Genomic DNA, 13,522 nt, shown 5'->3' on the forward strand with positions numbered 1-13,522 from the left:
CTGACGGGGCGTGGTTCGCGGCCCGGAAACGGACCTGCGCCACAGTTCGCACTGTAGGCGCAGCACTCCTCGAACCGCAACCGGCACCGCGGTACGGTCGAGATCGCGGACCTATCCTGCGCGGTTTTTCTTTACGCTATATGCCGCCACGCCCGGCCAGGATGCCGTCATGCCCGATACCTCTCTCGACGATCTGCTCGCCGCGCTGGCCGCCAGCCCGCACAACCCGGCGCTCGGCATGCTGGTCGTCAACGCCTGCCTGAACGAGTCCGACCCGGACGCGCTGATCCGTGCGATCGAACTCGGCGGCGACGCCCTGCTGGCCGACCCGACCCAGCGCGACGCCGCGCTGCGCCTGCTGCTGGAGCACCGCCACGATGAACGCGTGGTGCGGATCGCCCCGGAGAATTCGGCGGCGTCGCTGTTCGCGCGTTCGCGCTTGCTGCTCGGCGAAGGCCGCCGCGAAGACGCCCGCAGCCTGTACCAGCAGGCCATCGCCCTCAACCCGGCGCTCGAAGACGCCGCCCTGGCGACCGAGCTGGCCGGCAAGGTGATCTCGCTGGCCAACGCGCGACGCATGCAATCGGGCAGCCTGCAGACCAGCATCGCCAACGACGACACCGATGCCGAAGACGTGTCGCGGCTGTTGCAGCCGCCGGAGGCGCGGATCGGTTTCGCCGACGTCGGCGGCCTGGACGAGGTCAAGCACCAGATCCGCCGCCGCATCATCACCCCCTTCCTCAAGCCTTCGCTGTTCGAGCGCTTCAAGCGCCGCTCCGGCGGCGGCATCCTGCTGTACGGGCCGCCCGGCTGCGGCAAGACCCTGCTCGCCCGCGCCACCGCCGGCGAGTGCGGCGCGCGCTTCTACAACGTGGCCATCACCGACGTACTGGACATGTATATCGGCGAGTCCGAGCGCAAGCTGCATGCGATCTTCGAGACCGCGCGGCGCACCGCCCCGGCGGTGGTGTTCTTCGACGAGATCGAGGCCATCGGCGGCAAGCGCCAATACTCGCGCGAGGCCACTTCGGCCAAGCTGGTCAGCCAGTTCCTGACCGAACTCGACGGCTTCGGCCAGAACAACCAGGGCGTGCTGATCCTCGGCGCGACCAACGTGCCGTGGGCGGTCGACGCCGCGTTCCGCCGCCCCGGCCGCTTCGACCGGGTGCTGTTCGTGCCGCCGCCGGACGACCCGGCGCGGCGCGCCATCCTCGATCTGCTGCTGCGCGAGCGCCCGCTCGGCGACGACATCGACAGCGCCGAGATCGCGCGCCTGAGCTCGGGCTATTCCGGCGCCGACTTGCGCAACCTGGTCGAGACCGCGATCGACGAGGCCATCGAAGCCTCGATCGACCAGGGCCGGGAAATACCGCTGACCATGAGCCACCTGCGCGCGGCCTTGAAGGACACCCGTTCGACCACCCTGGAATGGCTGACCACGGCGCGCAATCACGCCCGTTACGCCAACCAGGGCGGCCAGTACGACGAGGTACTGGAATTCCTCAAGCGCCACGGAGGCGGCTGATGGCGGCCTCGGTCTATCGTTTGCCCGACGAGCCCTTGCCGTCGGGCCTGTCGCGCTACGCGGTCGACCCGGTCTGGCCGCTGCTCAGCGTGATGCTGGCCGGCAGCGGTTTCGGCCTGCTCTGGTTCGGCTTCAACGCGCTCGCGCTCGGCAGCCCGACGCGCCGACGCGAATGGCTGTGCATCGGCCTGAGCGCACTCGGCAGTCCGCTGCTGCTGTTCGCCCTGCTGCTGTGCGAGCAGAACGGTTGGTTGCAGGATGCGCAGCTGCGCTACGCGTTTCTGAGCATCCTGCTGCTCAAGCTCGGCATGGCCTATGCCGTGTACCTGATGCAGCAACGCTGCTTCGAGATCTGGGAGTACTACGGCGGCCAGCCGCGCAACGGCCTGCCGTTGACGATTCTGTTGGCGGTGGTCGGGCGCGGCGCGCTCGGCGCCGTACCGCTGCCCGCCTTGTTGTCGGTGATCCTGCAATGAACGACGCCAGCCAAAGCCATTGGTTGCAGATGGCCGAGCGCTACTACGCACACGGCCAGATCGACGAAGCCATCGACGTGTTGCTGCGCCTGCTCGGCGAGGACCCCGATCAGGCCGGCGCGCACGCCTTCCTGGCCCTGTGCCTGGTCAAGCGCAAGCGCCTGCATGCGGCCGCGCTGGAAGCCGCGCGCGCGCTCGAGCTCGAACCCGATTCGCCGTTCGCGCATCTGGCCGCGGCGATCGTGGCGACCGCGGGCCGGCGTTTCCGCGAAGCCGAAACCCATCTGCAATCGGCGCGCGAACTCGACCCGGACTCGGCCTCGATCGCCGATGCCTTCGCCCGCCTCTACAACGCCTGGGGCCGCGATGCGCAGGCCCTGGACGAAGCGCGCCGCGCCTGCGAGCTCGACCCGGCCGATGTCGACTACCAGGCCTTGCTGGCCTCGCTGGAACTGCGCCGCGGCGAACGCCAGAAAGCCGAAGCCCTCGCCCGCGAAGTGCTCGCAGCGCATCCCGAGCATGTCGAAGCCTTGTGCGTGCTCGGCCATTGCGAACTCGCCGCCGGACGCACCGACAGCGCCCGCGACCACGCCGCTTGGGCGCTGCAGATCGACCCGATGGACGGCGAAGCGCTGACCTTGATGGCGGCGGTGAAGGCGCGCCGCAGTTGGCTGCTCGGGCTGTGGTGGCGATTCCAGAGCTATATCAGCGCCGGTTCGCGCACCCGCGCCGTGGTGCTGCTGCTCGGCATCTTCCTGCTCTACCGCATCGCCCTGATCGCCCTGCCCGAGCACGGGTTGTCGCACTGGGCCGGGCCGCTGTCCTACCTGTGGCTGGCGTTCTGCGCCTACACCTGGATCGCACCGGGTCTGTTCTGGCGCTCGATCAAGCGCGAACTGGAACAGGTCAAGCTGCGCCCGGGGTTCTGAGCAGACGGCGGCTCCGCTCCCAAGGGTAGGAGCGGCGCGAGCCGCGACCGCGAATCCGCAACGACGTCGTCACCGCAAAGACACGTCAGCGGCTCGTAACCGCAGGAGCCCGCGGGACAGCGCCGGCATATCGCCTTACTTGACCACGCGCAATTTGCTGGTGCGACGACGCTCGCGCAGCGCTTCCACGCGCGGATCGCGGCGGCGGCCGCCGTTGCCGCCGCCCGGCGGGCGCTTGCGCCAATACATAATCACCAGCCAGCCGACCAGCATGCCGCCGAGATGGGCGAAATGGGCGACGCCGGTGCCCTGGGTGAACACGCCGTAGAACACCGCGGCGACCGCATAGATGATCACCAGGGTGCGCGCCTTGAGCACGATCGGGAACGGCAGCAAGGTCACGCGGCGATTCGGGAACAGCATGCCGTAGGCCAGCAACAGGCCGTAGACCGCGCCGGAAGCGCCGAGGGTCAGGTAGATGTCGCCCTGGCGCGCGGCGATCGACGCGATCAGCAACTGCAGCAGCGCCGAACCGATCAGGCAGGTGAAGTAATAGATCGCGAAACGCTTGGCGCCCCATTCGTATTCGAGCGAGGCGCCGAACATCACCAGCGCGAGCATGTTGAACACGAGGTGGCCGATGCCACCGTGCATGAAGCCCGAGCTCAGCAACTGCCACGGCATGAAATTGCCGGCGGCCGGAACATCCGACGGCAGCCACGGCCACAACTCGAACCACAGCACCCAACCGCGTGTCGCATCGCTTTGACTCAACAGCGCTTGCAGGATGAATACGACGACATTGGCGATCAGCAGCTTCCTGACGACCGGCGGGATACTGGAAAACATCGCGGCTCCTCGAATCGGGCGCTATGGTAGCCGCTGCTCCGGCCGCGCACCGTGAGCGCGGCGTGGATGCATCGCCCGCGCGCAGCCGGCGTTCAGTCGGCCGGGCCCCAGATCTGCGAATCCAGGGTCGGCGCCGCGCGCTGGCCGCGCACGCGCCCGTTCACCACCGCCACGCCCTCGGCGCGCAGGCGCTGGCATTGCTCGCGATAGCCGGCCGAGCCTTCCGGCAACGCGATGCGCCCGTCCGAACGCAGCACCCGATGCCAGGGCAGTTTGGCGTCGTCGTTCTCGCTGAGCAGGCGCGCGACCAGACGCGCCCGTCCGGGCAGTCCGGCGCGACGCGCGACCTCGCCGTAACCCGCGACTTCGCCCTTGGGGATGGCGCGGATCGCGGCCCGGATGCGTTTTGCGGCAGTTTCGCTGTCCATCGCGGTAGCATATGCCCTGCAACGCGCAGGAGTCGCCCATGCATTTCGAACAGATCCGTACCCATCTGACCCGAGCCGGGTTCCATCTCACCGTCCACGACGAAAACGTGATCTGCATCGAGCTCTCGCTCGAACAGGGCACCCGCCATCAGGCGATTTTCCTGTCGGAACTCGAGGACGACGACGGCCGCCCGTTCCTGCGCGTGAGCACCGCGATCGCTCCGACCACCGGTCTGGACACGCGCCGCGCCCTCGCCTTCAACTGGGAAAGCCACGTCGGCTATCTCGCCATCGGCAACCTCGACGGCGTGCCCTATCTGCAGCTGTGCGAAAACCGCCCCGCCGAGACCCTGGACGCCGCCGAGCTGCAGCGCCTGGTGATGGAAATCGGCGGCGTCGGCGACCGCATGGAACGCGTGCTGTCGGCGGACGGCGATCTGCTGTAAGGCGGCGCTTGGGGTTTCCAATCGCCCCGGCATCCGGGGTGGTCGTGGTCGAGGCTGCGGGCCGACGTCATCACTGAGAATTCGCGGTCGCGGCTTGCGCCGCTCCTACCCTTTGCAGCGCGGCTTCTGGGTAGGGGCGGCGTCCCACAGGGATTTCCTACGGTCACAAGCCGCGACCGCGCCATCGCAACGACGGCGCCATCCGCATGGCATTCGCAACCAACAAACACCGCAACAAAAAGGCCCGCATCGCTGCGGGCCTTTTCGTATGCACTGACTGGTGGCATTGCCCCGGCCGAGCGACTCAGATCCAGCCGAAGAACCGCATCGCCTCGAACAGCGCATAAGCGATGCCGCCGGCGGCCGGAATGGTCAGTATCCAGGCCCAGATCATCTTCTCGACCACGGTCCACTTGATCGAATTGAAACGCTTGGCCGTGCCCACGCCCATGATCGCGGCGGAGATGTTGTGGGTGGTCGAGACCGGGATGCCCAGCGACGAGGCGAACATGATCACCGAGGCGGCGCTGGTCTCGGCGGCGAAGCCGTGGATCGGGTGCAGCTTGACCAGCTTGTGGCCGAGGGTCTTGATGATGCGCCAGCCGCCGGCGGCGGTACCGGCGGCCATCACCACCGCGCAGGTCAGCTTGATCCAGGTGTCGATGTCGTTGTGGGCGATCGCGTCGGCCGAAGGATGCAGGAAGGCCAGCCACACCGGCAGGTTGTCGAGGGTGCCGGCCTGCTGTGCGCTCATCAGCGCCAGGGCGATGATGCCCATGGTCTTCTGCGCGTCGTTCATGCCGTGGGCGAAGCCCATGCCGGCGGCGCTGAGCAACTGCGCCTTGCCGAAGAAGCTGTTGACCCAGCGCGGCCGTGCGATCCGCGCCAACACGCCGCCGCTGCGCGCCATGAACGAGATGATCGCGAACAACACGCCCATTACCAGGAAGCCGGCGGTGAAGCCCAACACCGGCGAGGTGAACATCGGCACGATCACCTTCCACAACACGCCGGCGCTTTTCCAGATCGGCTCGGCCGGATGTGACCAGACCACTGCGTGCCAGTTGTTCGAGGCGGCCGCGATGGCGGCGCCGCACAGGCCGCCGATCAAGGCGTGCGAGGACGAGGACGGCAGGCCCAGCCACCAGGTGATCAGGTTCCAGATGATGCCGCCGAGCAGCGCGCACAGGATCAGCTGCGAGCCGACCTCGACCACGCCGGCGTCGATCAGGCCCGAGGCGATGGTCTTGGCGACCGCCGTGCCCCACAGGGCGCCGATCAGATTGGTCGAAGCGGCCAGGATCACCGCCTGCATCGGCGACAGCACCTTGGTCGCGACCACGGTCGCGATCGAGTTGGCGGTGTCGTGGAAGCCGTTGACGTACTCGAAGACCAGAGCCGCGAGTATCACCACCAGGACGAGCGTTAGCATCGCGCGCGCCTCAGGAGTTTTTCAGGACGATCTGGTAGGCGACCACGCCGGCCTCGCGGCAGCGGTCGATCGCCTTTTCCAGGATCTCGAAGAACTCCTTGAGCAGGAACATCTGCAGGTTGTCGAGCTGGCCGGAATAAATGTCGCGGTACAGCTCGAGCATCAGCCGGTCGGCCTCGTTCTCGAGCGCGCGCAGCTGGTCGTTGAGGGCCTTCATCGGCTCCAGCTTGAGCTGGCGCAGCTGATGGACCATCTTCACCACCACCTCGGCGGCCTGTTCGAGCATCGCCGCGCGCGGCGCGAAATCGATGTGCTCCAGGTGGCGGGTCGCCAGCGAATAGCGGTCGGCGAACTTCTCCACCTGCTTGGGGATCTTGTACAGGGCCGAGCTCAGCGACTCGATGTCCTCGCGCTCGATCGGGGTGATGAAGCTGTCGACCAGCTCCTGGCTGATCTTGTCGGAGGTCTCGCGCTCGCGCTGGCGGGCCAGCTTGAACGCGTCCAGCGCCGGCTGGCGGTCGGACTCCTTGAGCATGGCGTGCAGGGCCTTGGTGCTGTCGTGGGCAGCGACGGCGGCCTCCTCCAGCAGGGTGTAGAACTGGTTGCCTTGGCCGAAAATGGTCTGCAGGGAAAACATGCTGGGGTGCCTCTGGGCTGGGCCGATACGTGCCGGCCGCGCCGGGCCGAAGGGTTTGCGGGCGCGATTATGACGGTTTGCCGACCCCGCGCCCACCTTGTCGGCCGCCGCGGGCGCCCCCAAGACCTGGAAACATGCGCCGATCAGGCGTTCCGCCCCGCCCGGCGCTTTCACGAGGGGCGGTCGTGAAGGCCTGCTAAGATCGTCCCCCGGCTCCCTACAGTACGTTTCCCCCAAAACCTCTTCCATGGACGACGACCCAAAACCGCCGCCCGGCCGCGCCTCGACGGCCCCCTCCCATCGCGTTACGCGCTCCTTCCGTGAACCCACCGGCCACAGGAGGCTTTGCCGATGCTGGAACTTCTGATCGTCATGGCCCTGATCGTCCTCAACGCCTTCTTCGCGATGTCGGAGATGGCGCTGATGACCTCGCGCAAGCTGCGCCTGAAGCAGATGGCCGAAGACCCCGCGCACCCCAGCCGGGGCGCCCGCATGGCTCTGCAGCTCGCCGAACACCCGGACAACCTGCTCTCGACCGTGCAGGTCGGTATCACCGCGATCGGCGTGCTGACCGGCACCTTCGGCGGCGAGTCGATCGGCCTGGCGATCGCCGGCTGGCTCAGCGGCGTGCTGCCCGGCGCGGCCGAGTACGCGCGCAGCATCGGCATCGGCACCGCGGTCACTCTGATCACCGCGTCCAGCGTGATCTTCGGCGAGCTGATCCCCAAGCGCCTGGCGCTGACCAATCCGGAAAAGATCGCCAGTTCGGTGGCGATCGTCCTGGCCGGGCTGGCCCGTTTCGCCAAGCCGGTGGTCGGCGCGCTCGGCGCGATCAACCGCCTGGTGCTGCGCCTGCTCGGGATCAAGGACGACGCCCGCAGCGAGATCAGTGAAGAAGAGATCCGCCTGCTGGTGAGCGAAAGCCACGAGCAGGGCGTGATCGACGCCGACGAGCGCAAGATGATGAACCGCGTGCTCAGCCTGGGCGATCGCACTGCCGAAAGCCTGATGACCCCGCGCACCCGCATCGCCTGGCTCGACGCCGGCGCGAGCATCGAGGACAACCTCGCGGCAATGCGCGAATCGCCGTTCTCGCGCTTCCCGGTCTACCGCGGCAGCGACCAGGACGTGATGGGCGTGCTGGAAGCCAAGACCCTGCTGCGCAACCTCGGCGTCGGCAGCCTGCCCGACCTGTTCGGCCAGCTCACCGAGGCCTTGTTCGTGTCCGAGTCGACCCACGCCCTCAAGTTGCTGGAAATCTTCCGCGAAGAGCAGCAATCGCTGGCCCTGGTGGTCGACGAATACGGCGACGTCACCGGCCTGGTCACGGTCAACGACCTGATGGGCGCGGTGATCGGCCGCATCCAGACCGCCGAGTCCGACGACCAGCCCGGCCCGGTGGTGCAACGCGAGGACGGCTCCTACCTGATCGACGGCGCGCTGCCGGTGGAAGAACTGCGCGAAGTGATCGGCGGCGGGCGCCTGCCCGACGAGGACGAGCACGATTTCCACACCGCCGCGGGCATGGTGATCGCCCACTTCGGCCGTATCCCGCACGTCGGCGAGCACTTCAGCTGGCTGGGCTGGCGGGTCGAGGTGATCGACCTCGACGGCCCGCGCATCGACAAGCTGCTGCTGCACCGCCATCTGCCGAAACCGCCGGAGTCCAGCGACGATGACAGCAGCGGCTGACAACGGCCCCGACGGCGAAGAGCGCAAGCCGTCGCCGGGCCGGCGCCACGAACGCAAGCCGCACGAAGCCGGCACGCGCGCCCTGCTCGATGCGATCGTCGCCGGCGACCCGGATGAAGTGGTCAAGTTCGGCGACGTCATCGCCGGGCTCGGCAACCGCTCCTTCGGCATGCTGCTGTTCGTCTCCACCCTGCCCGCCTTCATCCCGATCCCGGGCGTCGGCGGCGCGATCAGCGGGCCGCTGGTGGTGCTGGTCGGACTGCAATTGCTGATCGGCCTGCGCAAGCCGTGGTTGCCGGGTTTCATCGCCCGCCGCGGCCCGCACCGCAAGGCCATGGGCAAGTTCCGCAACCTGCTGGCGCCGTGGCTGACCCGCCTGGAGCGGGTCGTCAGCCCGCGCGCGCCGGTCATGCTCGACCACCGCGCCGCCAACGCCTTCACCGGCTTGCTGCTGGTGCTGCTCGGCATCCTGTTGTCGCTGCCGATCCCGCTGACCAACTTCCTGTTCGGCGCCCTGCTGCTGTTGTTCGCGTTCGCGCTGCTGGAACGCGACGGCAAGCTCATGGGCGTGGCCTGGGTCGCCGGTTCGATCGCGGTGGCGGTGTTCGGGGTTTTGTCCGGCAGCCTGGCCCAGGCCCTGGCCGAATGGATCGCGCTGGCGCAGGACAAGATCGGCTGAGCTCGGATCGGTTGAGCCCAAGCTCGACTGAGGCAGGCTCGACCGAGGCAGGCTCGACTGAGGCAGCTTCGCTTCGAACTGCGGCGATGCATCGGCGAGGCTGCGCAATGCATCGATAAGACGCGGCGGCGGGTGGTCGCGGCTTGCGCCGCTCCTACCCCGGATCGACGGGCTTCGGCCCAAAGCGGCGCCTTTACGCTCACCAGCGCACGAGTGCGCTCGATCCGCTCGCGCTGCCTCAACTCATCAACAGCGCCAGGAACTCCTGGGTATTGACCGGATGGCCGAGCCAATAGCCCTGAGCGAGATCGCAGCCGCGCTCGCGCAGCACCGCGTACTGGCCTTCCTTTTCCACGCCCTCGGCGACCACGATGATGCCGAGCGAATGGGCCATGGCGATGATCGCCGTGGTCAGCGCCAGATCATCGGGATCGCGCAACACGTCGGCGATGAAACTGCGGTCGATCTTGACCCCGTCGACCGGCACCCGGCGCAGATGGCTCAGGCCGGAGAAGCCGGTGCCGAAATCGTCGAGCCAGACCTTGACCCCACTCGCGCGCAACCGCGCCAACAGGCTGCTGGCATGGATTTCGTCGCCGATCACCGCGGTCTCGGTGAGTTCCAGATGCAGCTGCGCGGCCGGCAGGCCGGTCTCGTGCAGGCAGGCCGCAACCACGTTCGGCAGGTCGCCGCTGCGCAACTGGCGCGGCGAGACGTTGACCGACACGAACAAGGGATCGGCGCCTGGCCGCGCGCGCTGCCAGACGACCGCGTCTTCGCAGGCCGCGCGCAGCACCTGCGGGCCCAGGGTCTCGATCAGGCCGCTCTGCTCGGCCACGTCGATGAACACCGACGGCGCGATCAGGCCCTGCTCGGGATGCTTCCAACGCAGCAAGGCCTCGGCACCGACCATGGCGCCGTCGGCGAGACGGAACACCGGCTGGTAGACCAGGCTCAGTTCGCCGCGGTCCCAGGCGCCGCGCAGTTCGTGTTCCAGATGCACGCGGCGCTCGACCGCCTGGTCCATGGCCCGGCTGTAGAAGCGATAGCAATTCTTGCCGGCGACCTTGGCCTGGTACATGGCGATGTCGCCGTTCTTCATCAGCGCGGTGGCGCCGGACGCGTCTTCGGGATACAGGGTCACGCCGATCGAGGTGCCCAGGAACACCTGGCGTTCGTGGACCACGATCGGCTGGCCGAGTTCGCCGACCAGCACCTCGGCCAGATGGGTCGCGATGGTGCGCGCCTCGCCGTTGCGCTCGCGGCTGCCCTCGACCAGGATCACGAACTCATCGCCGCCGAAGCGCGCCAGCAGGGCACGCTCGCCACCGATGCGCTGCACGGTTTCCTGGATGCGGTTGGCGAACTGCAGCAGCACCTCGTCGCCGGCGTCGTGGCCGAGGGTGTCGTTGACGCGCTTGAAGTCGTCGATGTCGGCGAACAACAGGCCGAGCTGGCCGCTGTCGCCGCGCAGATGCAGCAGACGCTGGTCCAGCACTTCGCGGAAAGCGAGCCGGTTGGCCAGGCCGGTCAGGGCGTCGGTATAGGCCATGCGGCGGATGTCGCGGTCGTGCCGGGCCAGGCTCTGGCTCATGCGGCCGAAGGCCTGCATCAGGTCGCCGACCTCGTCGTTGCTATGGGCGATCGGCGGCGCGCTGTCGAACTGGCCGTTCTCGATGATGTGCGCAGCGTCGGCGAGTTCGCGTATCGGGTTGACCAGCCAACGCTGGATCAGCCACAGCATCAGGCCGCCGAGCGCGAGCAGGCCGACGCTGAGCACGCCGACCCAGAACAACTGGCGGCGGCCGAGGTCTTCCAGACGCTTGCGCACCTTGTCCAGGGCGGTGTCCTGGTAGGCGCGCATGGCCTTGAGGTCGTAGCCCACGCGCACGCCGCCGAGGCGTTGCTGGCCGACCTTGATCGGCGCGGACACGTCGAGGGTGGTCTCGCTCCACTGGGTGAACAAGGCCTGGGCGGTGATGATCTTGGCCGCCATCGCATCGTCCATGCGCTTGCCGTAGCTGGGGATTTCTTCGTTGCCGTCGTGGACGATGTTGCCTTCGTTGTCGTAGACGATGACGTAGCGCACGCCGGGATTCATCATCGCCGCGCGCCCGAGCTCGCCGATCGCGTCGAGGTCGAAGTAATACAGCGGATTGGTCAGTGAACCGGCGAGCTGGGCGACCTCGCCCTCGCCGTGCCGGCTCAGGCTTTCGGCGATGGTGTCGCGCATCGCTTCGCGGCTGATCCCGACCACTTCGCTCTGCATGCGCTCCTGGCGATTGAGCAGCATCAGGATCAGGGTCACCACGACCAGGAAGGCCACCGCCATGATCGCGAAGAACTTGACCTGCAGGCCGGCGCGCAGACTCATTCGACCTCCGCGCGTACGCGTGCGACGCCGTCGGAGATATGTTCGAGCGCGCGCTGCGAGGCCGGGTCGATCGGCATGAAGCGGGTGGTCTTGAAGAATCGCAACAGCGCTTCGCCGGCCTCCGGGTCGCCGGCGGCGTCCAGCAACACTTCCCTGAGCCGGGCGGCGACCTTCGGGTTCAAGTCGCCGCGCACCAGTTCGAGCGCGCGCGGGTACTGCTCGCTGCGGCCGATCACCACCAGGTCGCGGCGGAAAGCGTCGGGCACGCGGCGCGGGTTTTCCCAGTCCAGGTTGCTCATCACCCCGGCATCGACCAGGCGCTTGTGCACCCAGGTCGAGATGTTGAGTTCCGAGCGCGCGAACAGATAGCCGACCGCGCCGCGATTGATGCGGTCGGTCGGCGACAGCAGGATCTCCAGCGACAAGCCGCGTTCGAGCAGGGCCGCGGCCGGCACGAAATAGGCGCTGGTCGAGGACGGGCGCTGGAACGCCACGTTGTGCCCGCTGAGGTCGTCGAGCGAGCGCAGGCCGCTGTCGCGGCGGGCGAAGAACACGCTGTGGTAGTGGCTGACGCCGTCGCGTTCGGTCAGCAACAGCAGGCGCGCATCGGCGCGCTGGCGCAGCAGGACCGCGGTGCCGGCGGTCTCGGTGACCCAGTCGACCCGGCCGCGACGCATGTAGCTGCCCATCTGCTGGGCGTCCTTGGCCATCAGGATGCGGCCCTCGCGGATGCCGACGTCGGCCATGCGCGGGATCACGTAGTCCAGCAGGGGCTTGAGTTGCTCGTAGTGGGCCTTGGGATCGTCGCTGATGCGCCCCAGCACCAGGACATGGGCGTCGGCGCCGTCCTTGTGGCCGTTCTCGGTCTCGTGCGGAGCCGACCGCGCGGCCACGGGAGCCAGCGCCCCGGCCAGGACGAGCCCGAACAGCAAACCGAGAAACCGCGTACTAGCGATCAACAGCCTTCACCTGGTCGGATTGCCAGCGCAGCGTAATCGAAACCCGGGGCCGACCGATACCTCGTCGCGGCGGCCCGCAGCGGGGCCCTCGCCCGCGCCGCCGAATCGCTGTCACAGATGCGTCGCCGACACGCTCGGCCGGGCTTCAGCCGCGCTGCCCGGCCAGCATGGCCATGCGCTCGACATCGGCCAGCACGCCGCGCAGCAGGCGCACCTCGCGTTCGTCCAGGTCGGCGCGCAGGAACAACCGGCGCAACTTGCGCATCGCCGACTCGGGCGCACGACCCTTGTGGAAGTCGATCGCATCCAGGGCCTCGCCGAGCTGGCTGAAGAAGCCCTCCAGTTGCGCGTGCGAAGCCGGCGGGTCGCGCCGCTCCACGCCGCCGCCGGCCTGGGCCGCGGCCAGCGCGGCCATGCGCAGCTCGTAGCTCAGCACCTGTACTGCGGCGCCGAGGTTCAAGGAGCTGTAGTCGGGGTTGGCGGGGATATGCACGGCGGCATGGCAGAGCTGCAGTTCGTCGTTGTCCAGGCCGGTGCGCTCGCGGCCGAACACCACGGCGACCTCGCCGCCGCTGCGGGCCAGCGTGTCGACCCGGGCCGCGGCGTCGCGCGGCACCAGTTCTTCCAGGGCGATGCGGCGGCTGCGCGCGGTGCAGCCCAGCACCAGGTGGCAGTCGGCCACCGCGGTGGCCAGGTCGGGCACGATGACGGCCGATTCGAGCAGGTCGTCGGCGCCGGCGGCCATCGCGTAGGCATCGCGGTCCAGGCCCTTCTCGGGCGCGACCAGGATCAGCCGGCTCAGGCCCATGGTCTTCATCGCCCGCGCCGCCGAGCCGATGTTGCCGGGATGCTGGGTGCCGACCAGGACGATGCGGGTGTGGGCGGCGGCCGGGTCCTGCGCGGTGGCGGGGCCGGGCCGGGTGGCGGACGCCGGGACGGACGCGGAGTCGGCCGGGGAATTGATCGGATCGGGCGCCTCGGGGGGCGCCGGCTGATTGCGGAGATCGGGGTTCATGCGCAGATGGTAAACTCCCCGCCCCGGCCAAAGCGCCGGTCCGCTCTTTACCCCCGTCAGTCCTGCCCCACCTCACACGCT

General features: G+C 68.3%; 13 protein-coding genes. 6 read left to right on the forward strand and 7 right to left on the reverse strand.

What is annotated here, in order from left to right:
• The first annotated feature begins 169 nt into the window (after positions 1 to 169).
• Genes ACTOWK_RS11200 through ACTOWK_RS11210 form a run of 3 tightly spaced genes read left to right on the forward strand, consistent with a single transcriptional unit; the run spans position 170 to position 2,930 of the window.
• A complete protein-coding gene (locus ACTOWK_RS11200; RefSeq protein WP_441330253.1) occupies positions 170 to 1,525 on the forward strand; it encodes an AAA family ATPase in 1,356 nt (451 codons plus the stop codon).
• On the forward strand, positions 1,525 to 2,001 hold the full coding sequence (locus tag ACTOWK_RS11205) for a hypothetical protein (RefSeq protein ID WP_441330254.1): 477 nt from the start codon (positions 1,525 to 1,527) through the stop codon (positions 1,999 to 2,001). Before ACTOWK_RS11200 ends, ACTOWK_RS11205 begins: the two co-directional genes overlap by 1 nt.
• On the forward strand, positions 1,998 to 2,930 hold the full coding sequence (locus tag ACTOWK_RS11210; protein ID WP_441330255.1) for a tetratricopeptide repeat protein: 933 nt from the start codon (positions 1,998 to 2,000) through the stop codon (positions 2,928 to 2,930). Before ACTOWK_RS11205 ends, ACTOWK_RS11210 begins: the two co-directional genes overlap by 4 nt.
• 135 nt (positions 2,931 to 3,065) lie before the next feature.
• On the opposite strand, the gene ACTOWK_RS11215 is transcribed toward ACTOWK_RS11210, so the two are convergent.
• Complete coding sequence (locus ACTOWK_RS11215; RefSeq protein WP_441330256.1) at positions 3,066 to 3,779, reverse strand: rhomboid family intramembrane serine protease; 714 nt, start codon at positions 3,777 to 3,779, stop codon at positions 3,066 to 3,068.
• 92 nt (positions 3,780 to 3,871) lie between these two features.
• Positions 3,872 to 4,207 carry an MGMT family protein gene (locus ACTOWK_RS11220; RefSeq protein WP_223619300.1) on the reverse strand — a complete coding sequence of 112 codons (336 nt, stop codon included), beginning with the start codon at positions 4,205 to 4,207 and terminating at the stop codon, positions 3,872 to 3,874.
• A 38-nt stretch (positions 4,208 to 4,245) separates the two neighbouring features.
• Here ACTOWK_RS11220 and ACTOWK_RS11225 point away from each other — a divergent pair, with 38 nt between their 5' ends.
• The gene (locus tag ACTOWK_RS11225; RefSeq protein ID WP_441330257.1) at positions 4,246 to 4,653 is read left to right on the forward strand and encodes a hypothetical protein; all 408 of its coding nucleotides are present in this window, start codon (positions 4,246 to 4,248) and stop codon (positions 4,651 to 4,653) included.
• Positions 4,654 to 4,957: 304 nt separating this feature from the next.
• Here the strand turns inward: ACTOWK_RS11225 and ACTOWK_RS11230 are convergent, their stop codons facing one another.
• Together ACTOWK_RS11230 and ACTOWK_RS11235 are read right to left on the reverse strand one after the other, a co-directional pair.
• Positions 4,958 to 6,085, reverse strand: a complete 1,128-nt coding sequence (locus ACTOWK_RS11230) for an anion permease (RefSeq protein WP_441330258.1) — start codon at positions 6,083 to 6,085, stop codon at positions 4,958 to 4,960.
• A 10-nt stretch (positions 6,086 to 6,095) separates the two neighbouring features.
• The gene (locus ACTOWK_RS11235; RefSeq protein WP_441330259.1) at positions 6,096 to 6,722 is read right to left on the reverse strand and encodes a DUF47 domain-containing protein; all 627 of its coding nucleotides are present in this window, start codon (positions 6,720 to 6,722) and stop codon (positions 6,096 to 6,098) included.
• A 351-nt stretch (positions 6,723 to 7,073) separates the two neighbouring features.
• Here ACTOWK_RS11235 and ACTOWK_RS11240 point away from each other — a divergent pair, with 351 nt between their 5' ends.
• Positions 7,074 to 8,414 (forward strand): hemolysin family protein, encoded by a 1,341-nt coding sequence (locus ACTOWK_RS11240; protein WP_441330260.1) that lies wholly within the window; start codon positions 7,074 to 7,076, stop codon positions 8,412 to 8,414.
• The gene (locus ACTOWK_RS11245) at positions 8,398 to 9,093 is read left to right on the forward strand and encodes an exopolysaccharide biosynthesis protein (protein WP_441330261.1); all 696 of its coding nucleotides are present in this window, start codon (positions 8,398 to 8,400) and stop codon (positions 9,091 to 9,093) included. The genes ACTOWK_RS11240 and ACTOWK_RS11245 overlap by 17 nt, the downstream gene beginning before the upstream one ends.
• A gap of 238 nt (positions 9,094 to 9,331) precedes the next feature.
• Here the strand turns inward: ACTOWK_RS11245 and ACTOWK_RS11250 are convergent, their stop codons facing one another.
• The 3 genes from ACTOWK_RS11250 to ACTOWK_RS11260 all read right to left on the reverse strand — a co-directional run bounded on the left by ACTOWK_RS11250 (position 9,332) and on the right by ACTOWK_RS11260 (position 13,441).
• On the reverse strand, positions 9,332 to 11,467 hold the full coding sequence (locus tag ACTOWK_RS11250) for a putative bifunctional diguanylate cyclase/phosphodiesterase (RefSeq protein ID WP_441330262.1): 2,136 nt from the start codon (positions 11,465 to 11,467) through the stop codon (positions 9,332 to 9,334).
• Positions 11,464 to 12,426 (reverse strand): phosphate/phosphite/phosphonate ABC transporter substrate-binding protein, encoded by a 963-nt coding sequence (locus ACTOWK_RS11255; protein WP_441330263.1) that lies wholly within the window; start codon positions 12,424 to 12,426, stop codon positions 11,464 to 11,466. The genes ACTOWK_RS11250 and ACTOWK_RS11255 overlap by 4 nt, the downstream gene beginning before the upstream one ends.
• A gap of 145 nt (positions 12,427 to 12,571) precedes the next feature.
• The gene (locus tag ACTOWK_RS11260) at positions 12,572 to 13,441 is read right to left on the reverse strand and encodes an RNA methyltransferase (protein ID WP_441330264.1); all 870 of its coding nucleotides are present in this window, start codon (positions 13,439 to 13,441) and stop codon (positions 12,572 to 12,574) included.
• Positions 13,442 to 13,522: the final 81 nt, after the last annotated feature.

The sequence above is a fragment of the Lysobacter sp. CA196 genome (assembly GCF_052078695.1).
In the GTDB taxonomy this organism is placed as follows: Bacteria; Pseudomonadota; Gammaproteobacteria; order Xanthomonadales; family Xanthomonadaceae; genus Lysobacter.

Coding starts and splice junctions, on each gene's coding strand:
- ACTOWK_RS11215 (WP_441330256.1), bottom strand. CDS start 3,779: ATGTTTTCCAGTATCCCGCCGGTCGTCAGGAAGCTGCTGATCGCCAAT.
- ACTOWK_RS11240 (WP_441330260.1), top strand. CDS start 7,074: ATGCTGGAACTTCTGATCGTCATGGCCCTGATCGTCCTCAACGCCTTC.
- ACTOWK_RS11205 (WP_441330254.1), top strand. CDS start 1,525: ATGGCGGCCTCGGTCTATCGTTTGCCCGACGAGCCCTTGCCGTCGGGC.
- ACTOWK_RS11225 (WP_441330257.1), top strand. CDS start 4,246: ATGCATTTCGAACAGATCCGTACCCATCTGACCCGAGCCGGGTTCCAT.
- ACTOWK_RS11200 (WP_441330253.1), top strand. CDS start 170: ATGCCCGATACCTCTCTCGACGATCTGCTCGCCGCGCTGGCCGCCAGC.
- ACTOWK_RS11220 (WP_223619300.1), bottom strand. CDS start 4,207: ATGGACAGCGAAACTGCCGCAAAACGCATCCGGGCCGCGATCCGCGCC.
- ACTOWK_RS11245 (WP_441330261.1), top strand. CDS start 8,398: ATGACAGCAGCGGCTGACAACGGCCCCGACGGCGAAGAGCGCAAGCCG.
- ACTOWK_RS11210 (WP_441330255.1), top strand. CDS start 1,998: ATGAACGACGCCAGCCAAAGCCATTGGTTGCAGATGGCCGAGCGCTAC.
- ACTOWK_RS11230 (WP_441330258.1), bottom strand. CDS start 6,085: ATGCTAACGCTCGTCCTGGTGGTGATACTCGCGGCTCTGGTCTTCGAG.
- ACTOWK_RS11250 (WP_441330262.1), bottom strand. CDS start 11,467: ATGAGTCTGCGCGCCGGCCTGCAGGTCAAGTTCTTCGCGATCATGGCG.
- ACTOWK_RS11235 (WP_441330259.1), bottom strand. CDS start 6,722: ATGTTTTCCCTGCAGACCATTTTCGGCCAAGGCAACCAGTTCTACACC.
- ACTOWK_RS11260 (WP_441330264.1), bottom strand. CDS start 13,441: ATGAACCCCGATCTCCGCAATCAGCCGGCGCCCCCCGAGGCGCCCGAT.